The organism is Salinisphaera japonica YTM-1, from assembly GCF_003788585.1.
GTDB lineage: Bacteria > Pseudomonadota > Gammaproteobacteria > Nevskiales > Salinisphaeraceae > Salinisphaera > Salinisphaera japonica.
In genome coordinates this window covers 14,228-32,880 of sequence record NZ_AYKG01000032.1, presented here as the reverse complement: position 1 = coordinate 32,880, position 18,653 = coordinate 14,228, and the positions used below count along the sequence as shown (strand labels likewise).

The 18,653-nt window shown below is 64.2% G+C and carries 21 protein-coding genes; 5 read left to right on the top strand and 16 right to left on the bottom strand.

From position 1 onward, the window contains the following. Positions 1–138 precede the first annotated feature (138 nt). Positions 139–393 carry an Lpp/OprI family alanine-zipper lipoprotein gene (locus SAJA_RS10230; protein ID WP_123658576.1) on the bottom strand — a complete coding sequence of 85 codons (255 nt, stop codon included), beginning with the start codon at positions 391–393 and terminating at the stop codon, positions 139–141. Between the two features lie 142 nt (positions 394–535). Here SAJA_RS10230 and SAJA_RS10225 point away from each other — a divergent pair, with 142 nt between their 5' ends. After that, positions 536–1,648 carry an enoyl-CoA hydratase/isomerase family protein gene (locus SAJA_RS10225; protein ID WP_123658575.1) on the top strand — a complete coding sequence of 371 codons (1,113 nt, stop codon included), beginning with the start codon at positions 536–538 and terminating at the stop codon, positions 1,646–1,648. Between the two features lie 4 nt (positions 1,649–1,652). On the opposite strand, the gene SAJA_RS10220 is transcribed toward SAJA_RS10225, so the two are convergent. Beyond that, positions 1,653–3,182, bottom strand: coding sequence for a protein adenylyltransferase SelO (locus SAJA_RS10220; protein WP_123658574.1), 1,530 nt, complete (start codon positions 3,180–3,182; stop codon positions 1,653–1,655). A 43-nt stretch (positions 3,183–3,225) separates the two neighbouring features. Further along, positions 3,226–3,600: a hypothetical protein gene (locus SAJA_RS10215; protein WP_123658573.1), complete on the bottom strand. Its 375-nt coding sequence runs from the start codon at positions 3,598–3,600 to the stop codon at positions 3,226–3,228. A 140-nt stretch (positions 3,601–3,740) separates the two neighbouring features. Here SAJA_RS10215 and SAJA_RS10210 point away from each other — a divergent pair, with 140 nt between their 5' ends. Further along, complete coding sequence (locus SAJA_RS10210; protein WP_123658572.1) at positions 3,741–4,190, top strand: SRPBCC family protein; 450 nt, start codon at positions 3,741–3,743, stop codon at positions 4,188–4,190. On the opposite strand, the gene mscL is transcribed toward SAJA_RS10210, so the two are convergent. From mscL to SAJA_RS10195, 3 genes are read right to left on the bottom strand one after another with little or no spacing between them, the layout of a single operon-like run. After that, positions 4,184–4,624 (bottom strand): large-conductance mechanosensitive channel protein MscL, encoded by a 441-nt coding sequence (gene mscL / locus SAJA_RS10205; RefSeq protein WP_123658571.1) that lies wholly within the window; start codon positions 4,622–4,624, stop codon positions 4,184–4,186. The two genes, SAJA_RS10210 and mscL, sit on opposite strands and share 7 nt — an antisense overlap. A gap of 37 nt (positions 4,625–4,661) precedes the next feature. Further along, complete coding sequence (locus SAJA_RS10200; protein WP_123658570.1) at positions 4,662–5,090, bottom strand: hypothetical protein; 429 nt, start codon at positions 5,088–5,090, stop codon at positions 4,662–4,664. Between the two features lie 30 nt (positions 5,091–5,120). Next, complete coding sequence (locus tag SAJA_RS10195) at positions 5,121–5,876, bottom strand: glutathione S-transferase N-terminal domain-containing protein (protein ID WP_221180211.1); 756 nt, start codon at positions 5,874–5,876, stop codon at positions 5,121–5,123. A gap of 133 nt (positions 5,877–6,009) precedes the next feature. On the opposite strand from SAJA_RS10195, the gene queA reads away from it, so the two are divergent. Further along, complete coding sequence (queA, locus tag SAJA_RS10190) at positions 6,010–7,032, top strand: tRNA preQ1(34) S-adenosylmethionine ribosyltransferase-isomerase QueA (protein ID WP_123658569.1); 1,023 nt, start codon at positions 6,010–6,012, stop codon at positions 7,030–7,032. On the opposite strand, the gene SAJA_RS10185 is transcribed toward queA, so the two are convergent. After that, on the bottom strand, positions 7,022–7,819 hold the full coding sequence (locus SAJA_RS10185; protein ID WP_123658568.1) for a DUF1206 domain-containing protein: 798 nt from the start codon (positions 7,817–7,819) through the stop codon (positions 7,022–7,024). The genes queA and SAJA_RS10185 overlap by 11 nt on opposite strands. A gap of 121 nt (positions 7,820–7,940) precedes the next feature. Between SAJA_RS10185 and SAJA_RS10180 the strand changes: the two genes are divergently transcribed. After that, positions 7,941–8,831, top strand: a complete 891-nt coding sequence (locus tag SAJA_RS10180; RefSeq protein ID WP_221180210.1) for a phosphatase PAP2 family protein — start codon at positions 7,941–7,943, stop codon at positions 8,829–8,831. A gap of 360 nt (positions 8,832–9,191) precedes the next feature. Here SAJA_RS10180 and SAJA_RS10175 read toward each other — a convergent pair whose 3' ends face one another. The 4 genes from SAJA_RS10175 to SAJA_RS10160 all read right to left on the bottom strand — a co-directional run bounded on the left by SAJA_RS10175 (position 9,192) and on the right by SAJA_RS10160 (position 12,129). After that, positions 9,192–9,404, bottom strand: coding sequence for a hypothetical protein (locus SAJA_RS10175; protein WP_123658567.1), 213 nt, complete (start codon positions 9,402–9,404; stop codon positions 9,192–9,194). A gap of 115 nt (positions 9,405–9,519) precedes the next feature. Further along, positions 9,520–9,834 (bottom strand): hypothetical protein, encoded by a 315-nt coding sequence (locus tag SAJA_RS10170; protein WP_123658566.1) that lies wholly within the window; start codon positions 9,832–9,834, stop codon positions 9,520–9,522. Further along, positions 9,831–10,184, bottom strand: a complete 354-nt coding sequence (locus SAJA_RS10165) for a DUF6864 domain-containing function (RefSeq protein ID WP_123658565.1) — start codon at positions 10,182–10,184, stop codon at positions 9,831–9,833. Before SAJA_RS10165 ends, SAJA_RS10170 begins: the two co-directional genes overlap by 4 nt. A gap of 124 nt (positions 10,185–10,308) precedes the next feature. Further along, a complete protein-coding gene (locus SAJA_RS10160) occupies positions 10,309–12,129 on the bottom strand; it encodes a monovalent cation:proton antiporter-2 (CPA2) family protein (RefSeq protein WP_123658564.1) in 1,821 nt (606 codons plus the stop codon). A 138-nt stretch (positions 12,130–12,267) separates the two neighbouring features. On the opposite strand from SAJA_RS10160, the gene aptA reads away from it, so the two are divergent. Beyond that, a complete protein-coding gene (gene aptA, locus SAJA_RS10155; RefSeq protein ID WP_123658563.1) occupies positions 12,268–13,638 on the top strand; it encodes an omega-aminotransferase AptA in 1,371 nt (456 codons plus the stop codon). Between the two features lie 4 nt (positions 13,639–13,642). Here aptA and SAJA_RS10150 read toward each other — a convergent pair whose 3' ends face one another. The 5 genes from SAJA_RS10150 to SAJA_RS10130 all read right to left on the bottom strand — a co-directional run bounded on the left by SAJA_RS10150 (position 13,643) and on the right by SAJA_RS10130 (position 18,501). Then, positions 13,643–14,419, bottom strand: coding sequence for an META domain-containing protein (locus tag SAJA_RS10150; protein WP_123658562.1), 777 nt, complete (start codon positions 14,417–14,419; stop codon positions 13,643–13,645). A 150-nt stretch (positions 14,420–14,569) separates the two neighbouring features. Continuing rightward, the gene (locus tag SAJA_RS10145; protein ID WP_123658561.1) at positions 14,570–15,643 is read right to left on the bottom strand and encodes an ABC transporter substrate-binding protein; all 1,074 of its coding nucleotides are present in this window, start codon (positions 15,641–15,643) and stop codon (positions 14,570–14,572) included. A gap of 35 nt (positions 15,644–15,678) precedes the next feature. After that, on the bottom strand, positions 15,679–16,491 hold the full coding sequence (locus SAJA_RS10140) for an ABC transporter permease (RefSeq protein WP_221180209.1): 813 nt from the start codon (positions 16,489–16,491) through the stop codon (positions 15,679–15,681). Continuing rightward, positions 16,488–17,396, bottom strand: coding sequence for an ABC transporter permease (locus tag SAJA_RS10135; RefSeq protein ID WP_123658560.1), 909 nt, complete (start codon positions 17,394–17,396; stop codon positions 16,488–16,490). The genes SAJA_RS10140 and SAJA_RS10135 overlap by 4 nt, the downstream gene beginning before the upstream one ends. Then, a complete protein-coding gene (locus tag SAJA_RS10130; RefSeq protein WP_123658559.1) occupies positions 17,389–18,501 on the bottom strand; it encodes an ABC transporter ATP-binding protein in 1,113 nt (370 codons plus the stop codon). The genes SAJA_RS10135 and SAJA_RS10130 overlap by 8 nt, the downstream gene beginning before the upstream one ends. Positions 18,502–18,653 lie beyond the last annotated feature (152 nt).

Below are 18,653 nucleotides of genomic sequence, written 5' to 3'. Positions count from 1 at the left end.
CTTGCAGGACACGATTTGCGGTCTCCAACGCGGGCTCGCATGAAACGGCAACAGGCCCTAGACACAAAAAAGCCCTGTCGGAATATCCGACAGGGCTTTTTTATGCGCGCCCGATGACTCGGGCGCGGCGCATGGTTCTTACTTCTGCTGGGAAGTCTGGAACATGCGCTCGATACGCTGCGAGTTCGCCTGCGCCATCGACTTGGCCTGGTTGGCCGTCTGCAGTGCCTGGTTGGCGGTCTGCTGGGCTTCGTTGGCGGTCGACTGGGCCGACTCGGCCTTGCGCATGGCCTGGTCGATCTGGGACTGCATCGGGCTGTTCGAGCTGGCACAACCGGCAGCAGCGGCCACGATACCGGCGGCGAACGCCGTCTTGAGAACCGTTTTAATCATTATCGCAACTCCTTAATAATTGCTTTTGTCCGATCGGTAACCCCCGATCGCTGATTTAGAATTTAGCACAACACACGATGTTTGTTGATACGCCGTTAATGAGCGGCACATCAGGTTTTTACGTGCGATAACGAGGGCAGGCATGTCACGAATCCATGAAAATGAAGTTCAGCTGAACGATGACCGTATTCTGGGCCGTCTGACGCTCGATAACCCCAAGGCGCTCAACGCCGTACGCCTGGATATGATCGAGCCCATGCTGTCGGCGATTCATGCCTGGGAGGCCCGGCCCGAGGTGGTGGCCATCCTCATCGATGCCGAGGGCGACAAGGCTTTTTGTGCCGGCGGCGATATCGTCAACCTGTACCGCTCGATCATCGGCGAGATCGAGGCCGACTATCCGCAGCGTTTCTTCACCGAAGAGTATCGGCTGTGTCATGACCTGCATCGGCTGGCCACGCCCGTCGTCGCCTGGGGCCACGGCATCGTGATGGGCGGCGGCTGTGGGCTGTTCGCCGGGGCCAGCCATCGCGTGGTCACCGAAACCACACGGCTGGCCATGCCCGAAATCAAGATCGGGCTGTTCCCGGACTGCGGGGCCACCTGGTTCTTCTCCCGCCTGCCGCATTATCTGGCGCGCTTCATCTCGCTGACCGGGGCCACGCTCGACAGCGCCGACGTGCTGTTTGCCGGCCTGGCCGAGCACGGTATCGCCCACCGGGAAAAACAGGCCGTTATCACCGCACTGGAAACGGCCCAGGACTGGGACCAGCCGCATCGCACGGTCGACCGTATTCTCGCGGCGGCCGAACAGCGCAGCCCGGCCGCCGATACGGCCGATTCCCGCTTGATGGCCGCGGCCCCGACGATCCGCGAAGCCGCGCGTGGCAGCGATCTGGGCGATATTGTGGCCGGCCTGACGGCACTGGCCGAGACAGGCGATGACTGGCTGGCCGAATCAGCCGGCAGTCTGGCAGCCGGCTGCCCGACCACCGCGCATCTGATCCACGATCAGTTGGAAACCGGGCGTTATCTCTCGCTGGCCCAGGCGGTGCAACGCGAGCTGGCCATGGCGCTGGCCTGTTGTCGCCACGCCGACTTCGCCGAAGGCGTGCGTGCCCTGCTTGTGGACAAGGACAAGACACCGGTCTGGCAATACGACAGCGTTGCCGCCGTGCCCGGCCAGCACGTCGCCGATCATTTCGTGCCCGACTGGTCAGGCGCGCATCCGCTGGCCGATCTGGGCCAGCGCTGAGCTTCTACGCCGAGCAGCTCAAAACCAAGCCACGCGCCCAGTCGGGCGGCAACTCGGCGTAGGCGGCGTGCTCGGGCTGCTCGTCGAAGGGCGCCTTGAGCACCTCGTGTAGACGCTCAAGCTCGCTGTAATCGCCGGCCTGTGCCTGCTCGATCGCCTGCTGGGCCAGGTAATTGCGCAGGATGTATTTCGGGTTGACGCCGCGCATGCCGGCCTGGCGAGTCGCCTCGTCGTCCGTCTCGTGGGCCAGACGCGCGCGCCAATCGACAAGCCATTGCCTGGCGGCATCGACATCCACGAATTCATCAACGAAGGCGCTGTCGTTGCCATCGGCGGCGTGGCCGACATGACACAGCCCGCGGAAGGTGCGCGTGAAATCGGCGCCGTCGGCGGCCATGACTTTGAAAAGCGACTCGACCAGCGCCCGGTCATCGTCGTGGGCCTCCGCCAGGCCCAGCTTGGCGCGCATGCGGCGCATATAAGCGGCATCGTACGCGCCGCGATAGGTCTGGAGCATGTCCTGGCCGATCTGTACCGCATCGTCCGGCTCTTCGGCCAACAGCGGCAGAATCGCCTGAACGAAACGGCCCAGATTCCACAGCCCGACCTGGGGCTGCTGGTTGTAGGCATAGCGCCCGCCGGCATCGGTGTGGTTACACACCCAGTCGGGCTGGAAACTGTCCATGAAGCCGAACGGGCCATAATCCAGCGTCAGCCCCAGCACCGACATATTGTCGGTATTGAGCACGCCGTGGCAGAAACCGACCGCCTGCCAGTCCGCGATCAGTTCGGCGGTCAGGGTGATCACGCGGCCCGCCCAGGCACGATAGCGCTCGGTCGGGGTTTCAATGGCCGCGATCTCGGGGTGGTGCGCGCTGATCACGGCATCGGCCAACGGCGCCAGGGCCTCGAAATCCTGGTCATAGAACAACATCTCGAAGCTGCCAAAACGCACCAGGCTGGGCGCCACGCGGGTGAGAATCGCCGCGGTCTCGATGGTCTCGCGCCGGATCGGCGCATCGCTGCCCACAATCGCCAGGGCCCTGGTGGTGGGAATATCCAGATGGGCCAGCGCTTCGCTGGCCAGATACTCGCGGATGGTCGAGCGCAGCACGGCCCGCCCGTCGGCAAAACGCGAATACGGCGTCTGGCCGGCGCCCTTGAGCTGGATATCAAAGGCCTTGCCATCGGCCCGCTGGATATCACCCAGCGTGATGGCGCGCCCGTCGCCGAGCTGGCCGGCCCAGACCCCGAACTGATGCCCGCCGTAGCGATGCGAGACAGGCGCTGCCCCTTGTGGCAGCTGATTACCCGACAACACCTCGGCGTAGCCGGCCCGGCGCAGATCCGCACCGTCCAGCCCGATCAGCCGGGCGACCTCGTCATTGAGCAACACCGGATAAGGGGCGGCGATCGGCGACGGCGCCTGCGGCGTGTAATACGGCGCGCCGAGTGCGGCCCCGGCGTTGTGCCAGTCCAGGGTGTCCAGCGGATGATCGCCGGCCGTGCGGGTGGGTGTGCTTGCATCACTCATGCTCACACCATGGTGGCCGGTCGGGCCCGGCACAACCCGGCGGTTATTGTCGGCCCGGACCGCGCTGACAATAGACCGCGTTCGGGTCGCCGCTGCCGTCCTGGATACGAACCAGCCGGGCGTTCGGATCGTCGCGACAATCCGCCTGCTCTGCGCGTGCGTCGGCGGCCTGCATGATCTGGCTCTGCTCGTAGGCGTTGCGGGCCTCGCGCAGCTGCGAGATATCTTCGGTCAAGGGCTGGTTGGCGCGATCCCGGCCCGCCGTCGGGTCATAAGGCGCGCGCGCGGCGTCGAAGGCATCGACCGGCTGCTCGTACGGGCCCGGATGCGCCGGCGGCGGGCGGTTATCGACACAGGCGGTGAGCAGCGCGCCGGCCACGGCGATCAGGCCGATCGCGCGGCATACATTCAGATCCATACACGACATCAGCCACACCCCACAGCCTACGAACAAGTATCTTGAGTGTAGGCCGACGGGCCGACTTCGTCACGCGGTACGGATTGCCAACACGGCTCGCGCGGCCTAAGGTGCGCGTTTTATGTGACCAGGCGCTTGTCATGCAGACGATCCATGTCAGCCGCGATTTCGACGTCGACGCGGCCACCATCTTCGATGTCATCGCCGATCATGAAGGCTATGCCCAGCTTCCCGGGGTGCGATCGGTCAGCCTGCGTGCCGAGGGCACGCCCGAGCGCGGCGGCGTTGGCGCCGAACGCGTTGTCCAGCTGCCGGGCATTCATCTCGTCGAGCAGATCACCGAATATCAGCCGGGCGAGTCGCTGGGCTATCGGATCATCGAATCCTCGTTGCCGATCCATCACCTGGGCGCCCGCATCCTGCTGCAGCCGCTGGGCACGAATGCGATTCGTACCCGTGTGCACTGGACCTCGCGCCTGCGTGCCACCACCCCGTTTGCTGCCAACTGGGCCGCGCTGGCGATAGGTCAGCAGATGCGCCTGGCCTATCGCGGGGCGCTGGAAATCTGGGCGCGTCGCCTGGGTTATTGATCGCGGCTCGTGTCGCGCGCGTCGGCCGTCGGCGCGCGCTCACGTAGCGCATCGCGTATCTCGGTCAGCAGCACCTCTTCTCGCGACGGTGCCGGTGGCGCGGCCGGTGCGGCGGCCTCGGCGCGCTTCAGGCGGTTTATCAAGCGCACGAACAAGAAGATCGCGAACGCGATGATCAGAAAATTGATCACCGTCTGAATAAACGCGCCGTAATTGACGGTGACCGCCGCGATGCCGTCATGGGCCCGACGCAACGTGACCGTGAGATTGGAGAAATCCACCCCGCCGATCAGAAGACCCAGCGGCGGCGTGATCAGGTCGTTGACCAGCGAGGTCACGATCTTGCCAAACGCCCCGCCGATCACCACGCCCACCGCCAGGTCGATCACGTTGCCACGAACCGCGAAGGTTCGGAATTCATCGAAAAACTTCATTCAGTTAATCCCTTGAGCCGGGCATGCCCGGGTTCGATCAGTTCCAGCCCACCGGCTGATAACCCTGATCGGCCAGGCAGCGATTGACATAGTTCTTGTAGACCGGCGCCGGGCTGTTGTCGCGCCCGGAAAACAGGCTGCGTACGATACCGGCGGCCACACCCCCGGCCGCCCCCGCGGCGGCCCCGCGCGCCGCACTGCCATAAATGGCGCCGCCCACCGCGCCGGCGGCGCCGCCGACGGCCCCGTTTTCAACCGCGCCCTTGGCATAGCCGCCCACACGGCCCTTGTCATAATCCAGCCCGGCGGCCTGTGCTCGCTGCTCACAGCGCTCGATCGCCTGCGGGCCGCCGGCCGGGCCACTGTCGTTGGCCGAATACAGCACGGGTTTCTGTGAGGCACAGCCGGCCAGCAGCATCAGGCCGGCCGCCGTGGTGGCCACACATGTCGTCTTCAATCCAATCATGTCGATGCTCCTGGCTGGCCTGCGATACGGCTAGCCGTAAGTGGATCTGAGATAGGCCTCGATATCCGCGGACTCAAACAACGCGGTTTCGGTGTTCGGGTCCACCAGATAAGGCACCTGAAGCCGGCCGGTCTCGTCGAACAGGATCTGGCGGTTACGGCCCTCGACCGGCGCATCGGCGAAAAAGGTCTGGCGCACCCAGGGCGGGCCCATATCGGCCTTCGTGGCCTTGCCGGCGTTGCGCAGCACATACGGCACTTCCAGCTCGCACAGCACTTCGCGCACGCGCCGGGCATACGGGCTGGATTCAAAACTATAGAGCTCGGGCAGCTCGCGCGGCGGGGCCGCCCCCTGGCGATTGGCCGCGTGCATACCGGCCATGCCACGCGTCAGGCTGGCCAGGCTGGCGCCGATCTGGCCGATCATGCCGGGGGCTGCGATCTTCGCCCCGTTGCCTTGACCATAGGTACGCGCCAGATGATCGATGATATCGCGCGACTCATAGATCACGTCGTTCGTGTTGTCGTCGACCAGCAGCGGGAACTGGGCCCGCCCGCCGACCTGCTCGGCCTGGGGCCGAAACCGCGTGCCACCCCGCGGGCAGGGCAGGATCACGGCGTCCAGGTCCAGCTCGGTCAGCGCCTGGCGGACCATGCGGCAGAACGGGCAGGCTTCGTATTCGTAGAGTTGCAGCATCAGCGGGGGCTGTCGGGTGCCCTTCGCGGCGATCGTGCCGCGCCAACCCGCCAACGTACTGGCCATGACGGAGGTCAGCGTATTGCGCACGAATCACCTCGAAAGAAGCGCTTGAATGAACGCGCTCAGTCTACCCCCGCGCGGGGCGTGCTTGCTGAACCGGCTTGTGAGACGTCGCGGCGCTGGTCACAATCGCGGCCGCGCACGCCGCCGCCGGATGGTCATGGACAAGACAGATTTCGATTACGCCCTACCCGAGGCCCGTATCGCCCAGGCCCCGCTGGCCGAGCGACGCGCCTCACGCATGCTATGCGTGGACCGGACCAGCGGCGCGCTGGCCGATCGTCGGATCGTGGATCTTCTCGATCTGCTGGAGGCCGGCGATCTGCTGGTCTTCAACGACACGCGCGTGCTGGCGGCCCGGCTGTATGGTCACAAGACCACCGGCGGCGCGGTCGAGATCATGCTCGAGCGTATCCTGGCCGCCGAGCGCATCAGCGCCAAGATCCGCGCCAACAAGCCGCCCCGGCCCGGCACGCGGATCATCATCGGCGGCTTCACGCTCGAGGTCACGGCCCGCCACGGCGAGCTTTATCATCTGGCCATTGCTGACGCGGCCTCGCTCGATGCGCTGCTCGGCGCGCACGGGCACATGCCGTTGCCGCCTTATATCCGACGCGACGACCAGGCCAGTGATCGCACGCGCTATCAAACCGTCTGGGCGCGCCACGACGGGGCGGTGGCGGCCCCCACGGCCGGGCTGCATTTTGACGAGACGCTGCTGGCCGGCCTGGCCGAGCGCGGTGTGGCGTTCGGCTATGTGACGCTGCACGTCGGCTCGGGCACCTACCAACGCCTGCGCGAAGGCGATCTGGCCGGCCAGCGCCTGCACGCCGAACGCGTGTTCGTCGACGCCGATGTCTGCGACGCCGTGGCCCGCACGAAAGCCGCCGGCGGCCGGGTGATCGCGGTGGGCACAACGGCCATTCGCAGCCTGGAGACCGCCGCCCGCGCCGGCGGCGGGCCCATGGTGCCCTATGCCGACGAGACTGAGCTGTTCATCAAGCCGGGGGATCCTTTTCATGTCGTGGACGGCGTGATCACCAACTTCCACGAGCCCCAATCCAGCCTTTTGATGCTGATTGCCGCCTTTGCCGGGCGCGAGTCCGTGCTGGCGGCCTATGCCCATGCCATCGCCTGCGAATATCGTTTCCTGAGCTATGGCGACGCCATGTTCATCCGCTGAAATCGACCCGCCTGACGAACGCCTCGATCAACGAGTAGACCCCGAACAGCGCCACCCCGGCCGCCCAAGCGGTCAACAGCCAGCGGCCATAATCGGCCTCGCGCACCCAATCCAGCAGCCCGGCCACGTCGAGCGCGTCGCTGGCATCCAGCGTGAGCCCGGAATAGATCACGAACGCGCCCACGCCGGCGAACATCAGGCCACGCGCGGTCAGCCCGATACGGCTGACCGGATCGATCCAGCGCATGGCCCCGGCCGATGTTTCAAACCATTGTCGAAACCCGCCGCGCACGGCTTTCTGAAAATGGGCGCCGCCCACCCCGATCGCGATGATGCCGCCGGCGACCACCAGTTCGCGCCCGGCCGGCCAGTCCAGAACCCGTGCCACCGCGGTGCGAACGGGCTGGCCCCCGTCGCGGCCCATGGCCATGGCCAGCCGCAGCCCGGCCCAGGCCAGCGACACATGAGCCGCCGCGCTGAACAGCAGGGCCACGCGCACGGCCAGCCCGCGCACACGCCAACCGTGGCCGTCGGCATCCAGCAGCGACTGCACCGTGCGCCAAAGCGCATAGGCCACCAAGCCACCGGCCATCACCACCAGCAACCCACGGCCGGCCGGCAGATCGTGTATCACCTGTAGCGAATCACGCACATCGTGGGCCGCCGTCAGGCGTACGGCGGTTTCCAGCACCAGCCCGCCGAAGATCAGGTAAACCAGCCCCCGCGCGCCATAGCCGATACGCGCCAGCCAGCGCACGCAGAAAACCAGGGCTCGTCTATCCGTCATTCAACACCGTTTTGGCACACCGCGGGCGGCAAGCGTCAGGCACATAGCGTGCCACGCGCAACAAAACAGCGGCCTCGACTGGCTATACTGGCGCGCTTGGCTTAGCGCGCATCTGTCTGTCTTGCTCGAACCCTGGTCTGTCCCCGCGATTCTTCTCAGCCTGCTGGCGATCGCACTCGCTGCCCGCGTGCTCGTGGGTCTGGCACGCCAGCTGATCCTGAAGCTCGTCCCCCGTGTCGTGGCGCGTCTGCGCGGCTGGCTGCTGCGTGTCTACGGCGTCGGGCAGCTCATCGATCTGGCACGGCGACGCTTTCCACGCCTCACGGCCTGGCTGGAGCATCGATTCGCCACCGATCGGTTTGCCGGCCTGCCCTTGACCCTGATCGTGCTGCTGGCCGGTTATCTGGCCGCGATCGGCACCGATCTGGCCGAAGAAGTCATCGAGCGCAGCGGCATCGTGGGCCTGGACCGCCAGATCAACCAGGCGCTGGCCGTCGTGCGCGACCCGGACGTAGTGGCCGTGTTCGCCAAGATCACCCACCTGGCCGACATCATGACGCTGGTGGCCGTGACCGGCGTGGCCAGCGCTTTCCTCTGGGCCGACCGGCGCGCGGCCTTCCTGCCCGGCCTATGGCTGGCCGTGGCCGGCTCGCAGCTGATCACCTACGTCGGCAAGTACGTCATTGATCGGCCCCGGCCCGAGTTTCTCACCTTCGCCCATGCCGCCACGCCCTCGTTTCCCAGCGGCCATGCCACTGGCGCCATGGCTGTCTACGGTTTCATCGCCTACGCGATCGTGCGCGAGGTCGCCCAACCGCGCCTGCGCTTCGAGCTCGCCTTCTGGGCCGGCATGCTCATCGCCGCAATCGCCGCCAGCCGCATGATCCTGTCCGTGCATTTCGCAAGCGACGTCGCCGCCGGGCTGATCGTCGGCGCCTTCTGGCTGCTGGCCGGCTTCGCGCTCACCGAATACCTGCGCGAGCATGCGACCGGGCGTTCCGCCCGAGCCTGAAAAGAAAAAGATGATCCGCAGATTTCGCAGATTGCACAGATTGTGGGGCGGGCGCTGCCGCCAAATCACCGTAAGCCCGTGACGCTCGCGTGGCGGCTGGTCTTGTTGTGTTTTTATCCGCCGATGGACGCAGATAGCGCAGATGTGGGCATGGTGGGGCCGCGGGATGGCGGCGGCTTCATGGCTCGGGCGTCGCGGATGATGACGAGAAACAAGACGAACTATTTATCGTCTTGTTTCACCTGCGCTAATTGACCTCAATGGTAAGGCGCACCCGGTTGGCTCACATGAGAACCAATTGCTCTAAAGCCTTTTCCCGGCGAAATTCGGCAATGCAAGCGCTAACCCTGTTTTTGAGCATTAAATCTTGTCAGTTCTTTGAGATTTGATGCTAGTTGCAATACTACCCACCGATTCGTCTTTAAATAGCTGCTCTCGCTCGGCGGCATAGTTTCCATTACCCGCTCTGAACTGATTGAGAAAGCGCATGGTATCTACAACGCCAAGTTCTTGAACTAATGCGCGTTTAGCACGTTCACCAAGCTCAGATATTGGCTGAATAGGATTACTCATTTTACTACCTACGGAACCAACCCAGCCCGTACGCGGGCGGCTTATTTAAAAATCCATGAACCTAAAGAATTATTCCGGCCACATGTGGCAATGCAAGACCTGACCCCGTTCGCTCTTAAGCCCTGTGCGCCCCTCTACCTATTGCATAACCGATATAGGTAGTCACGAGGGGAAGAATCATTTTCCAAAAATCTAAAACGTCATTTTTCCCAAACCTTTCAGTTGTCATGATGTAGAAACCAGAAAAAACGATCAAAATAACCACCAAAAAAACTAAAAAAGAAGAAGATAAGAGGCTGTCAAAAACTTTATCTATTATTTCTTTATTTATTTTTTTCTTCTGTTTTTCTAGTTCTACGTGAGCCTCTACATTTTCTGCCCCAACAGCGGAAATTCCTGTTCTAGGCCGATTGATACCATTTTCGCTCATTGTTCCAAACCTAGAAAGAACCCATAACTCACTTCATATGCTTCGTTTTCACCTTTTATATCTAAATGAAAAGATACGTGAAGTGATCGGCTGTCCAGGGTGCCGACCTCAACAGGCCTCGCAACTCCGTAGCCGGCTCCGCTGGGATTTGTAAAAACAAAATCTATTCGACTACCTGATTTCGGATCGGTTTTTATCGATCTTTTCTCCCCATCCTTAACTTTTATAACCAACCCTATCTCTATTAACTCATTATCTCCAATTTTAAAAAGCGTCTCATCTTCAGCCAATATAAATATTTTCCCAGATGAATAAACTTCGTAAGGGCCGGTAAAAATTCTAGTCGCCATAGATGAACCTGAAAATTGATTTGAGTGACATAGAACTAATTATCTCAAAAGCGGAGCAGATAACACTCTATCTTCCACGCCATTGTTTTCCAGTACCGAGATAGAGCGTCTCACTACTTGGGCATTACCCCTTAGGCCGCTTGGTATTCGCCCGGCTATCATCAGCATCGGCCTCGGCTTCGTCGCGTTCGAACAGGGATTCCAGCTCAGCGGCGGCTTCGCGTACGCGCCGGGCGAGGCGTTCTTCGTCGTCTGCGACTTCGTAGTGTTCGGCGAGCCGTGCTTCGTCGTGGCTGCGGAAGGTGGTCTTGGCGGTTTCGATTTCGTCGCGTGACAGGCCCAGGGCTTTCATGGTGTCGCCGGCCAGGGCGATCGAGGAGAGGAAGGTTTCGCGCTGGAAGACCATGACGCCCTGGTCCATCAGGCGATAGGCATGGCGCCGGTCGCGGGCACGCGCCACGATCTTCAGGTGCGGGAAGTTGGTCTGGACCAGGTGCACGAGCCGCAGGGAGGTTTCGATCTCGCCGATGGCCACGACCAGGACTTTGGCCTCTTCGGCATGGGCCGCGCGCAGCATTTCCAGGCGCGAGGCGTCGCCGTAGTAGACCCGCGCGCCGAAACGCCGCACGAAATCCACCTGGGCCGGGTTGGCCTCAAGCGCCACGAAGCCGATGCGCTTGGCCCGCAGCATGCGCGCGACGATACCGCCCACACGGCCGAAGCCGGCGATGATGACCGGGTGCTGGGATTCTTCCAGCGTGTCGTATTCCGGGGCCTTGGAGGCGCCGGCGCGCCAGCGGTTATAGGCAGCTGCTGCGGCGACGGCCGCCGGCGTGATGACCATGGACAAGGTGACGGTGGCCACCAGCAAATCGGCCTCGGCCTGGACGAACAGATGATGGGCCACGGCCGTGGACAGGATCACGAACGCGAACTCACCGCCCTGGCCGAGATAAGCCGCCAGATTGCGCGCGGCTGGGAACACCAGGCCATGGCGCCGGGCCAGGCCGAACAGGATGATCGCCTTGATCGCGAACAGGCCCAGGGTCATTTCGATCAGCATCACGGGCTGGCTGGCGAACAGGCCGAGGTTGATCGACATGCCCACGGCGATGAAGAACAGCCCCAGCAGCAGATCCTTGAACGGATCCACGTTGGCTTCCAGCTCGTGGCGATACTCGGAGTCGGCCAGCAGCACGCCGGCCACGAAAGCACCCAGCGCCACCGATATGCCTGCGGCCTCCATGATGGCGGCCGTCCCCACGACGATCAAAAGCGCCGTGGCGATGAAGATTTCCTGCATGCGGGTGGCGGCCACCACGCGCAGTACGGGCTTCAGGACATAGTGGCCGCCAACGACCAGCGCACCGATCACGCCGGCGGCCTTGGCGGTCTTGATCAGGCCGCCCATGACGCTGATATCGGCATGCCCGGCTGAAAGCAGTGGCAACAGCGCCAGGATGGGAATCACCGCCAGGTCCTGGAACAACAGAATGGCGAAGGCGCCGCGCCCGTGGCGCGAGGTCAGCTCGCCGCGCTCGGCCAGCATTTGTAGCGCAAACGCGGTGGACGACAGTGCCAGTGCCGCCCCGGCCACGCTGGCCGGCAAAAACGGCAGGCCCATCACCCAGTGCGCGGCCACGCCGAGCACCACGCTGGTGGCCACCACCTGTAGCCCGCCCAGGCCCAGAATGGCCTTGCGCAGTGCCCACAGCCGGCGCGGCTGCATCTCCAGGCCGATGATGAACAACAAGAACACCACGCCGAACTCGGCCAGGTGCAGCACCTCGTCGACCTGGCCGATCAGGCCCAGGCCCCAGGGGCCGATGATCACCCCGGCCAACAGATAGCCGAGCACCGAGCCCAGCTTCAGGCGCTGGGCGATGGGTACCGCAATGACCGCGGCGGCCAGGAAGACGACGATTTCGACTAGCGATGCGCTCAAGACCGAAAACTCTGCAGGGGTTTCATGCCTCTACTGTAACCGGCGCGCGCGGCGCGCGTGGGTTGTCAAAGACAGTGCCTGCACTGTCCAATAGATGCCCCTCCGGCCCGGCCGGCCATCCGCCAACCGCGATTTCTCATGGCGCACACATACGACCCTGCTTCACAGACCCTTGATTTGACCGCCCGTGCCGCGCAGCTGACCCCGGCCCAGATGGATGCCTTCTGGATGCCGTTCACCTCGAATCGCGAGTTCAAGGCCGCGCCCCGGATGATCACGGGCGCCGATGGCTGCTATTACACGGCCGCCGACGGCTCGAAGAAATACGACACGCTGTCCGGCCTGTGGTGTGCCAGCTTCGGCCACGGCCGGCCCGAAATCGCCGAGGCGATCGCCCGGGCGGCGCGTACGCTGGATTATGCCCCACCCTTTCAATACGCCCATCCGCTGGGCTTCGAGCTGGCCGAGCGGGTGGCCCGGTTCACGCCGAAAGGCCTCGACCGGATCTTTTTCACCAACTCAGGCTCGGAGTCGGCCGATACCGCCATCAAGATCGCCAAGGCCTACTGGGCGCGGCGCGGGCATCCGGAAAAGAATCAGGTCATCGGGCGCGAAAAGGGCTATCACGGGGTCAACGTCGGGGGCACCAGCGTGGGCGGCATCGCCCCCAACCGCGCGGGCTTCGGCGAGCTGATGGGGGCCACGCACCTGCCGCACACGCTGCTGGCGGAAAACCGTTTCTCCAAGGGCTGCCCCGAGCACGGCGCCGATCTGGCCGATCAGCTGGAGGCCCGCATTCGCGATATCGGGGCCGAGCATGTCGCGGCCGTCATGGTCGAGCCCATGAGTGGCTCGGCCGGCGTGATCATTCCGCCCAAGGGCTATCTGGAACGCCTGGCCGCGATCTGCAAGCGCCACGAGATCCTGTTGATCTTCGATGAAGTGCTCACCGGCTTCGGCCGCCTGGGGGCGACCTTCGGCGCCGAGCTGTTCGGTATCACCCCGGATATTCTGACCATGGCCAAGAACATCACCAACGGCGCGGTGCCGATGGGGGCGGTGGCCGTCACCGAGGATATCCACGCGGCCTTCATGGATTCCACGCCGCTGGAATACGACGCCGAATTCCGTCACGGCTATACCTATTCCGCCCATCCGCTGGCCTGTGCGGCCGGCCTGGCCGCGCTTGACGTGCTCGAGCGCGACGATCTGGTCTCACGCGCGGCGGATCTGGCGCCTTATTTCGAGGCCCAGATTCATAACCTGCGCGGGCTGAAACATATCGTGGATATCCGCAACCTGGGTCTCGCCGGGGCCTTCCAGATCGAGGCCCTGCCGGGCGAGCCGGGCCGCCGGCCCTGGCAGATCGCGCTGGCCGCCTGGGAGCGCGGGCTGTATGTGCGCTTTGGCGGCGACACGGTCCAGCTCGGCCCGCCCTTCATCGCCGAAAAAGCCGATATCGATCATATCTGCGAGGTGCTGGCCGAGGTGATCCCCGCCACGCCGTAACCTGTTACGGCGCGACCGGCATTGCCTCGCTCTCGGCCTGAAACAGCGCCAGCGGCGAGCGATCGCCGGCCGGGCCGAACAGCAGCAGATAATTGGCCAGCACGCGGGCCCGCCGGGTCTGGCGCAGGGCCTCGAGCATGGATTGCTCGGTGTCCTCGAACGACGGGCAGGCCTTGCGGGTCGTGGCCGGCTCGGACACGGTCAGCATCGTGTCGCTGTGTTCATACGCGCCCATGATCCGATTACAGCCGGTCGAGCCGGTCAGCCGGCCCTCGTCACCAAAGCGGATATAGGCCCGCCCGCCTTGATGGGCATCCGGGGCGTTGACGACGAACCAGTCGGTATCGGCAAACGCGCGGCTGATCGGCTGCGCGCGGCGCGTTAACGTGTAGTCGTCGACCGGCGTGATCGCCTGTCCGTTCTCATCGAGCGCGACCAGGCGCTCATCGGTCAACGACCAGAGACTGGTGCCGGTTTCGTCGGAATCGGCCGGTGTCAGCGCCAGCCGCTCGGCGTCGTCGATCTGCCAGGTGCCGACTTCGATGTAGTCGCTCTCCTGCTCGGCACCGATGGCGCGCTGTTGCAGCACATAGCTGGCACGCGGGCCCAGCGTGAGCCAGAGCGCGATGCCGTCACAGTCGGCACAGGGCAAGGTGCCGACATACTGGGCCGGTAGATCGCCCAGCACGTCGGGCGCGTCGACGACCGGCGTGTCCTTGGGCATTGGCGTGGCACAGCCCACCAGAAAACAAAGCGCGGCAAATGCGAACCAGCGCGGCATGGAAGAAGCCGCTCGGTGAGCGAGGATCGAGGTCACAGCGATAGCCTGTCCGGAAAACGCAATACCGCCAGACTATCAACGATATTGCGTATCGCCTATCCGCAATCGACCCAAGGTCCGTCGACATCAAGCCTGACGCGCGCTTTGGCTTCAGCGTGACTGCACTTCGGTCCAGAGCTGCTGGACGAACTGCAGATCGTCGCCGGACAGTGACGGGATATAGTGCAGGGCTTTCATCTGCTCGGGTGTGGGCTGGGCCGGCGGATGCGTGAGCGCGTCATCCAGATACGGCCGGGCCGCGGCGTTGGGGCTGGCGTAATAGGTGTGGTTCGACAGCTGGGCGCCGTTCTTGGCCTCGAGCAGGAAATCGATGAACTTGTGGGCCAAATCGGGGTGCGGGGCCTTGGCCGGGATAGCCATCACGTCCACCCACAGCTCGGTGCCTTCCTTGGGCACGACAAACTCGATGTTCTTGAACGCCTCGGGGTTTTCGGACTTGTAGTAGGTGAAATCGCCGTTGAAGGTCATGCCGGCGGCCACGTTGCCACGGGCCAGCTGGCGCAGCACCGGCGTGCCGTCGTTGAACGCGGCGAAGTTGTCACGGGCCTTGGTGGCCAGCACTTCGCGCGCCGCGGCTTTCCAGGCATCGCGCCCGGTGCAGTCATAGGGTTTGCCGAGCCAGGCACAGGCCGCACCAAAGACGACCTGGGCATCGGTGGCCAGGGCGAACGGATAATCCGAATTGATCGCCGGGTCGAACAGGATCGCCCAGGAGTCCGGTGCATCGGGCAGCTTGTCGGTGTTGTAAGCAATGCCGGTATCGCCCCACTGGTAGGGCACGGTATAGCTGTTGTGGCTGTCATAGGCCGGGTCGGCGAAACGCTCGGCGATGTTGTCCAGATGCCCCAGCTTGGATTTGTCCAGCGCCTGGATCAGCCCGGTATCGATCAGGCGCGGCACGTAATAGTTCGAGGGCACGATCACATCGTATTGCTGTGCCCCGCCGGCCTGGAGCTTGGCGAACATTTCCGGCATGGATTCGTAGTAGTTCTGTACCACGTCCACGTCATAGCGTTTCTCGAACGCCTTGATCAGCGCCGGATCCATATACTGCGACCACGAGAACAGATACAGCGTGTCGGCCTTGCCCGCGGCGGCCGCCGGGCCGGCCACGAGCATCAGGGCGGCCGCGACCAGGCCCAGCGTTTTCTTGAAATACGTCATGGTGTCTCCCCGTGAGAATGCGTTACTCGCGTGCGTCATTCGCCGCTCTGGCGGTGTCGCACGTATTGAAAAGCCAACGTAATGGCCGCCGCGGCCAGTACCGTACCGATCATCAGGGTTGCGATCGCGTTGATCTCGGGCGATATGCCGCGCTTGATCGCCGACCAGATGAAGATCGGCAGCGTCACGGATTCCGGGCCGGACGTGAAATAACTGATCACGAAATCATCGATCGACAGCGTCAATGCCAGGAAGAACCCGGCCACGATCGCCGGCTGCAGCGTCGGCAGGATGAAAAACCGGGCCCGTTGCCAGGCATTGGCATAGAGATCGCTACAGGCATCGAAAAGCCGCGGATCCAGCCCCACCAGGCGCGAATAGACCAGCAGGGCGACGAACGGCGCCTGAAAACTGACGTGGGCGATGATCATCGTACCCAGGCCCAGATCAAAGATCTGCGTGGCCGCAGCCAGGCGCGAGAAGAACGACAGCTGGGCGATGCCGTAGACGATATCGGGCATGATGATCGGCAGATAGATCAACCAGATCAGCCAGCCCAGGCGCCGCGCGCGGTGGGCATACATGCCATAGCCCAAGGCCGTGCCGATCGCCGTGGCCAGCATCGAGGACACGAGTGCCAGCACGGCTGAGTTCCAGGCCGCGGCCAGAATCGTGTCGTCGGCAAACAGCGCGCGATACCAGCGTAGCGACACGCCCACGAAATCCGCCGACGAGTTCACGCTGTTGAACGAATAGACCACCACCACGGCCAGCGGGGCATACAACAGCACCAGCAGGGCGTACCACATGCCCCGCAGACCGAGCGTAAGCGTGCTGGCGCGCTTCACAGCATCACCCCGGCATCACCGCCGAGCCGCCGGCCCAGCCGGCGCAGCACGACCAGCCCGGCCAGCGTTGCCAGAATCATGATCAAGGCCGCCGCCGCCCCGAACGGCCAGTTCGAGGCCGCGGCGAACTGGCGGGCCACCAGGCTGCCCAGCATCAGATTCTTGCCGCCGCCCAGAAGCTCGGGGATCACGTACATGCCGAATGCGGGAATCGCCACCAGTACCGTGCCGGCCAGCAGCCCCGGCAGGGTCTGGGGCAGCACGCCGTGGCGAAACGCGCCCCAGACCCCGGCGCCCAGGTCGCGCGCGGCATCGATCTGGGCCGTGTCCAGACGCTCGAACACGGCATACAGGGGCAGGACCATGAACGGCAGAAAGTTGTAGACCAGCCCCAGAGCGACCGCGAACTGCGAGGGATAAAGCCCCATATGCGGGCTGATCAGCCCGAGTGCGGCCGCCAGATCGGATAACGGCGTGCCCGGCGCCAGGATATTCATCCAGCCGATCGCGCGGATCACCTGGTTGGTCCAGGACGGCACCACCACCAGCAGCAACATCAACGGGCGCAGGCGCGCCGGTGCCCGGCTGATGTAATAGGCCACGGGATACGCGATGACCACGACCAGACCGGTCGCCAGCACGGTCTGGACGAGCGTGCGGCCCACCACATACAGATTGGCCGGCGACCAGCCCAGAAAACCGTAGCCGGCCAGCTGCTTGAAGGCGGCCCACGTGAAGGGCAGCTCGGGCAGCCCGTAGCTGCCGTTGGTCATGAACGCGATGCTCATCAGATAGGCCGCCGGGGCGACCAGAAAGACCACGATCCAGATCACCCCGGGCGCCACCAGGCCCAACAGATGCCCGGTCGCCCGCCAGCCGGTCTTGCCAGAACCTGCATCAGCCATCGAGCGTGACCACCCCCGTGGTTTCCATGACCAGCGCCACGCCGGCCCCGATCTCGAACATGCCCTGGCCGCGATTGTCATCGACCACCACCAGCTCGGTTTCACCCGCGGCCACCGTGTATTCCATGCGGCTGCCGCGATACAGCCGTTCACGAACCCGGCCATGGATGACGTTATCACCGGCGCTGGCCACCTCGGGCGCGTCCGCGGCGTGGATCGTCATGATCTCCGGGCGTATCAGCACGTGATCGGCGCGGGCGAACTCACCGGCGAGCCGGCCGAAATCGGTGGTCAGGCCCGTGGCATCCCGGGCGCGAATCGCGAACAGATTGGCATGGCCCATGAAGCGTGCCACGAAAGGGTTGGCCGGGCGCTCGTAGAGCGTGGCCGGCGTGCCCACCTGCTCGATGCGGCCCTCGTTCAACACGGCCACGTAATCACTCATGACCATGGCCTCGTCCTGATCGTGGGTGACAAAGACAAACGTCATGCCCAGCCGGCGCTGGATACGCAGAAGCTCCAGTTGCAGACGAGACCGCAAGCCGGCATCGAGCGCGGACAGCGGCTCGTCGAGCAGCAGCACGTCGGGCTCGTTGACCAGCGCCCGGGCCAGGGCCACGCGCTGGCGCTGGCCGCCGGAGAGCTGATCGATACGCCGGCCCAGCAGATTGTCGATCTGGATGAAGGCGGCGGTCTTTTGCACCCGGTCGTTGATCGTGGCGCGGTCATGGCCGTGCATGCGCAGGCCGAAGCCGATATTGCCCGCCACGTCCAGATGCCCGAACAGCGCATACGACTGGAACACCGTGTTCACGTTGCGTTTGTGCGCGGCCACGCGGGTCACGTCGCGCGCGCCGATATGCAACGTGCCGGCATCGGGCGTATCCAGCCCGGCGATCACGCGCAGCAGCGAGGTCTTGCCACAGCCGGAGGGGCCCAGCAGCGTGAAGAAACTGCCGGCCGGAATATCCAGATCCACGCCGGCCAGGGCCACGGCATCGGCGCCAAAGGCCTGATACAGGCCACGCAGACGGATCGCGGTATCGGCTCTCGGCGTGTTGTCGGCCGTATCGGGCGATACCGTCGGCGAGCTCGGTTGGGTCATCGGGCAGGCCCTCGCGATCGATGGCGCAGGCAAGGCCGTGTCGTGGGCCCGCCCAAAAACAGGCCGCGACACAGCGCGTCGGTCCGGCGGCCAGTGCCGCGGCCGGGAATTGTGCCCCAGAAAAGCGCCCGGGGCGAAACCCGGCCCGCCGG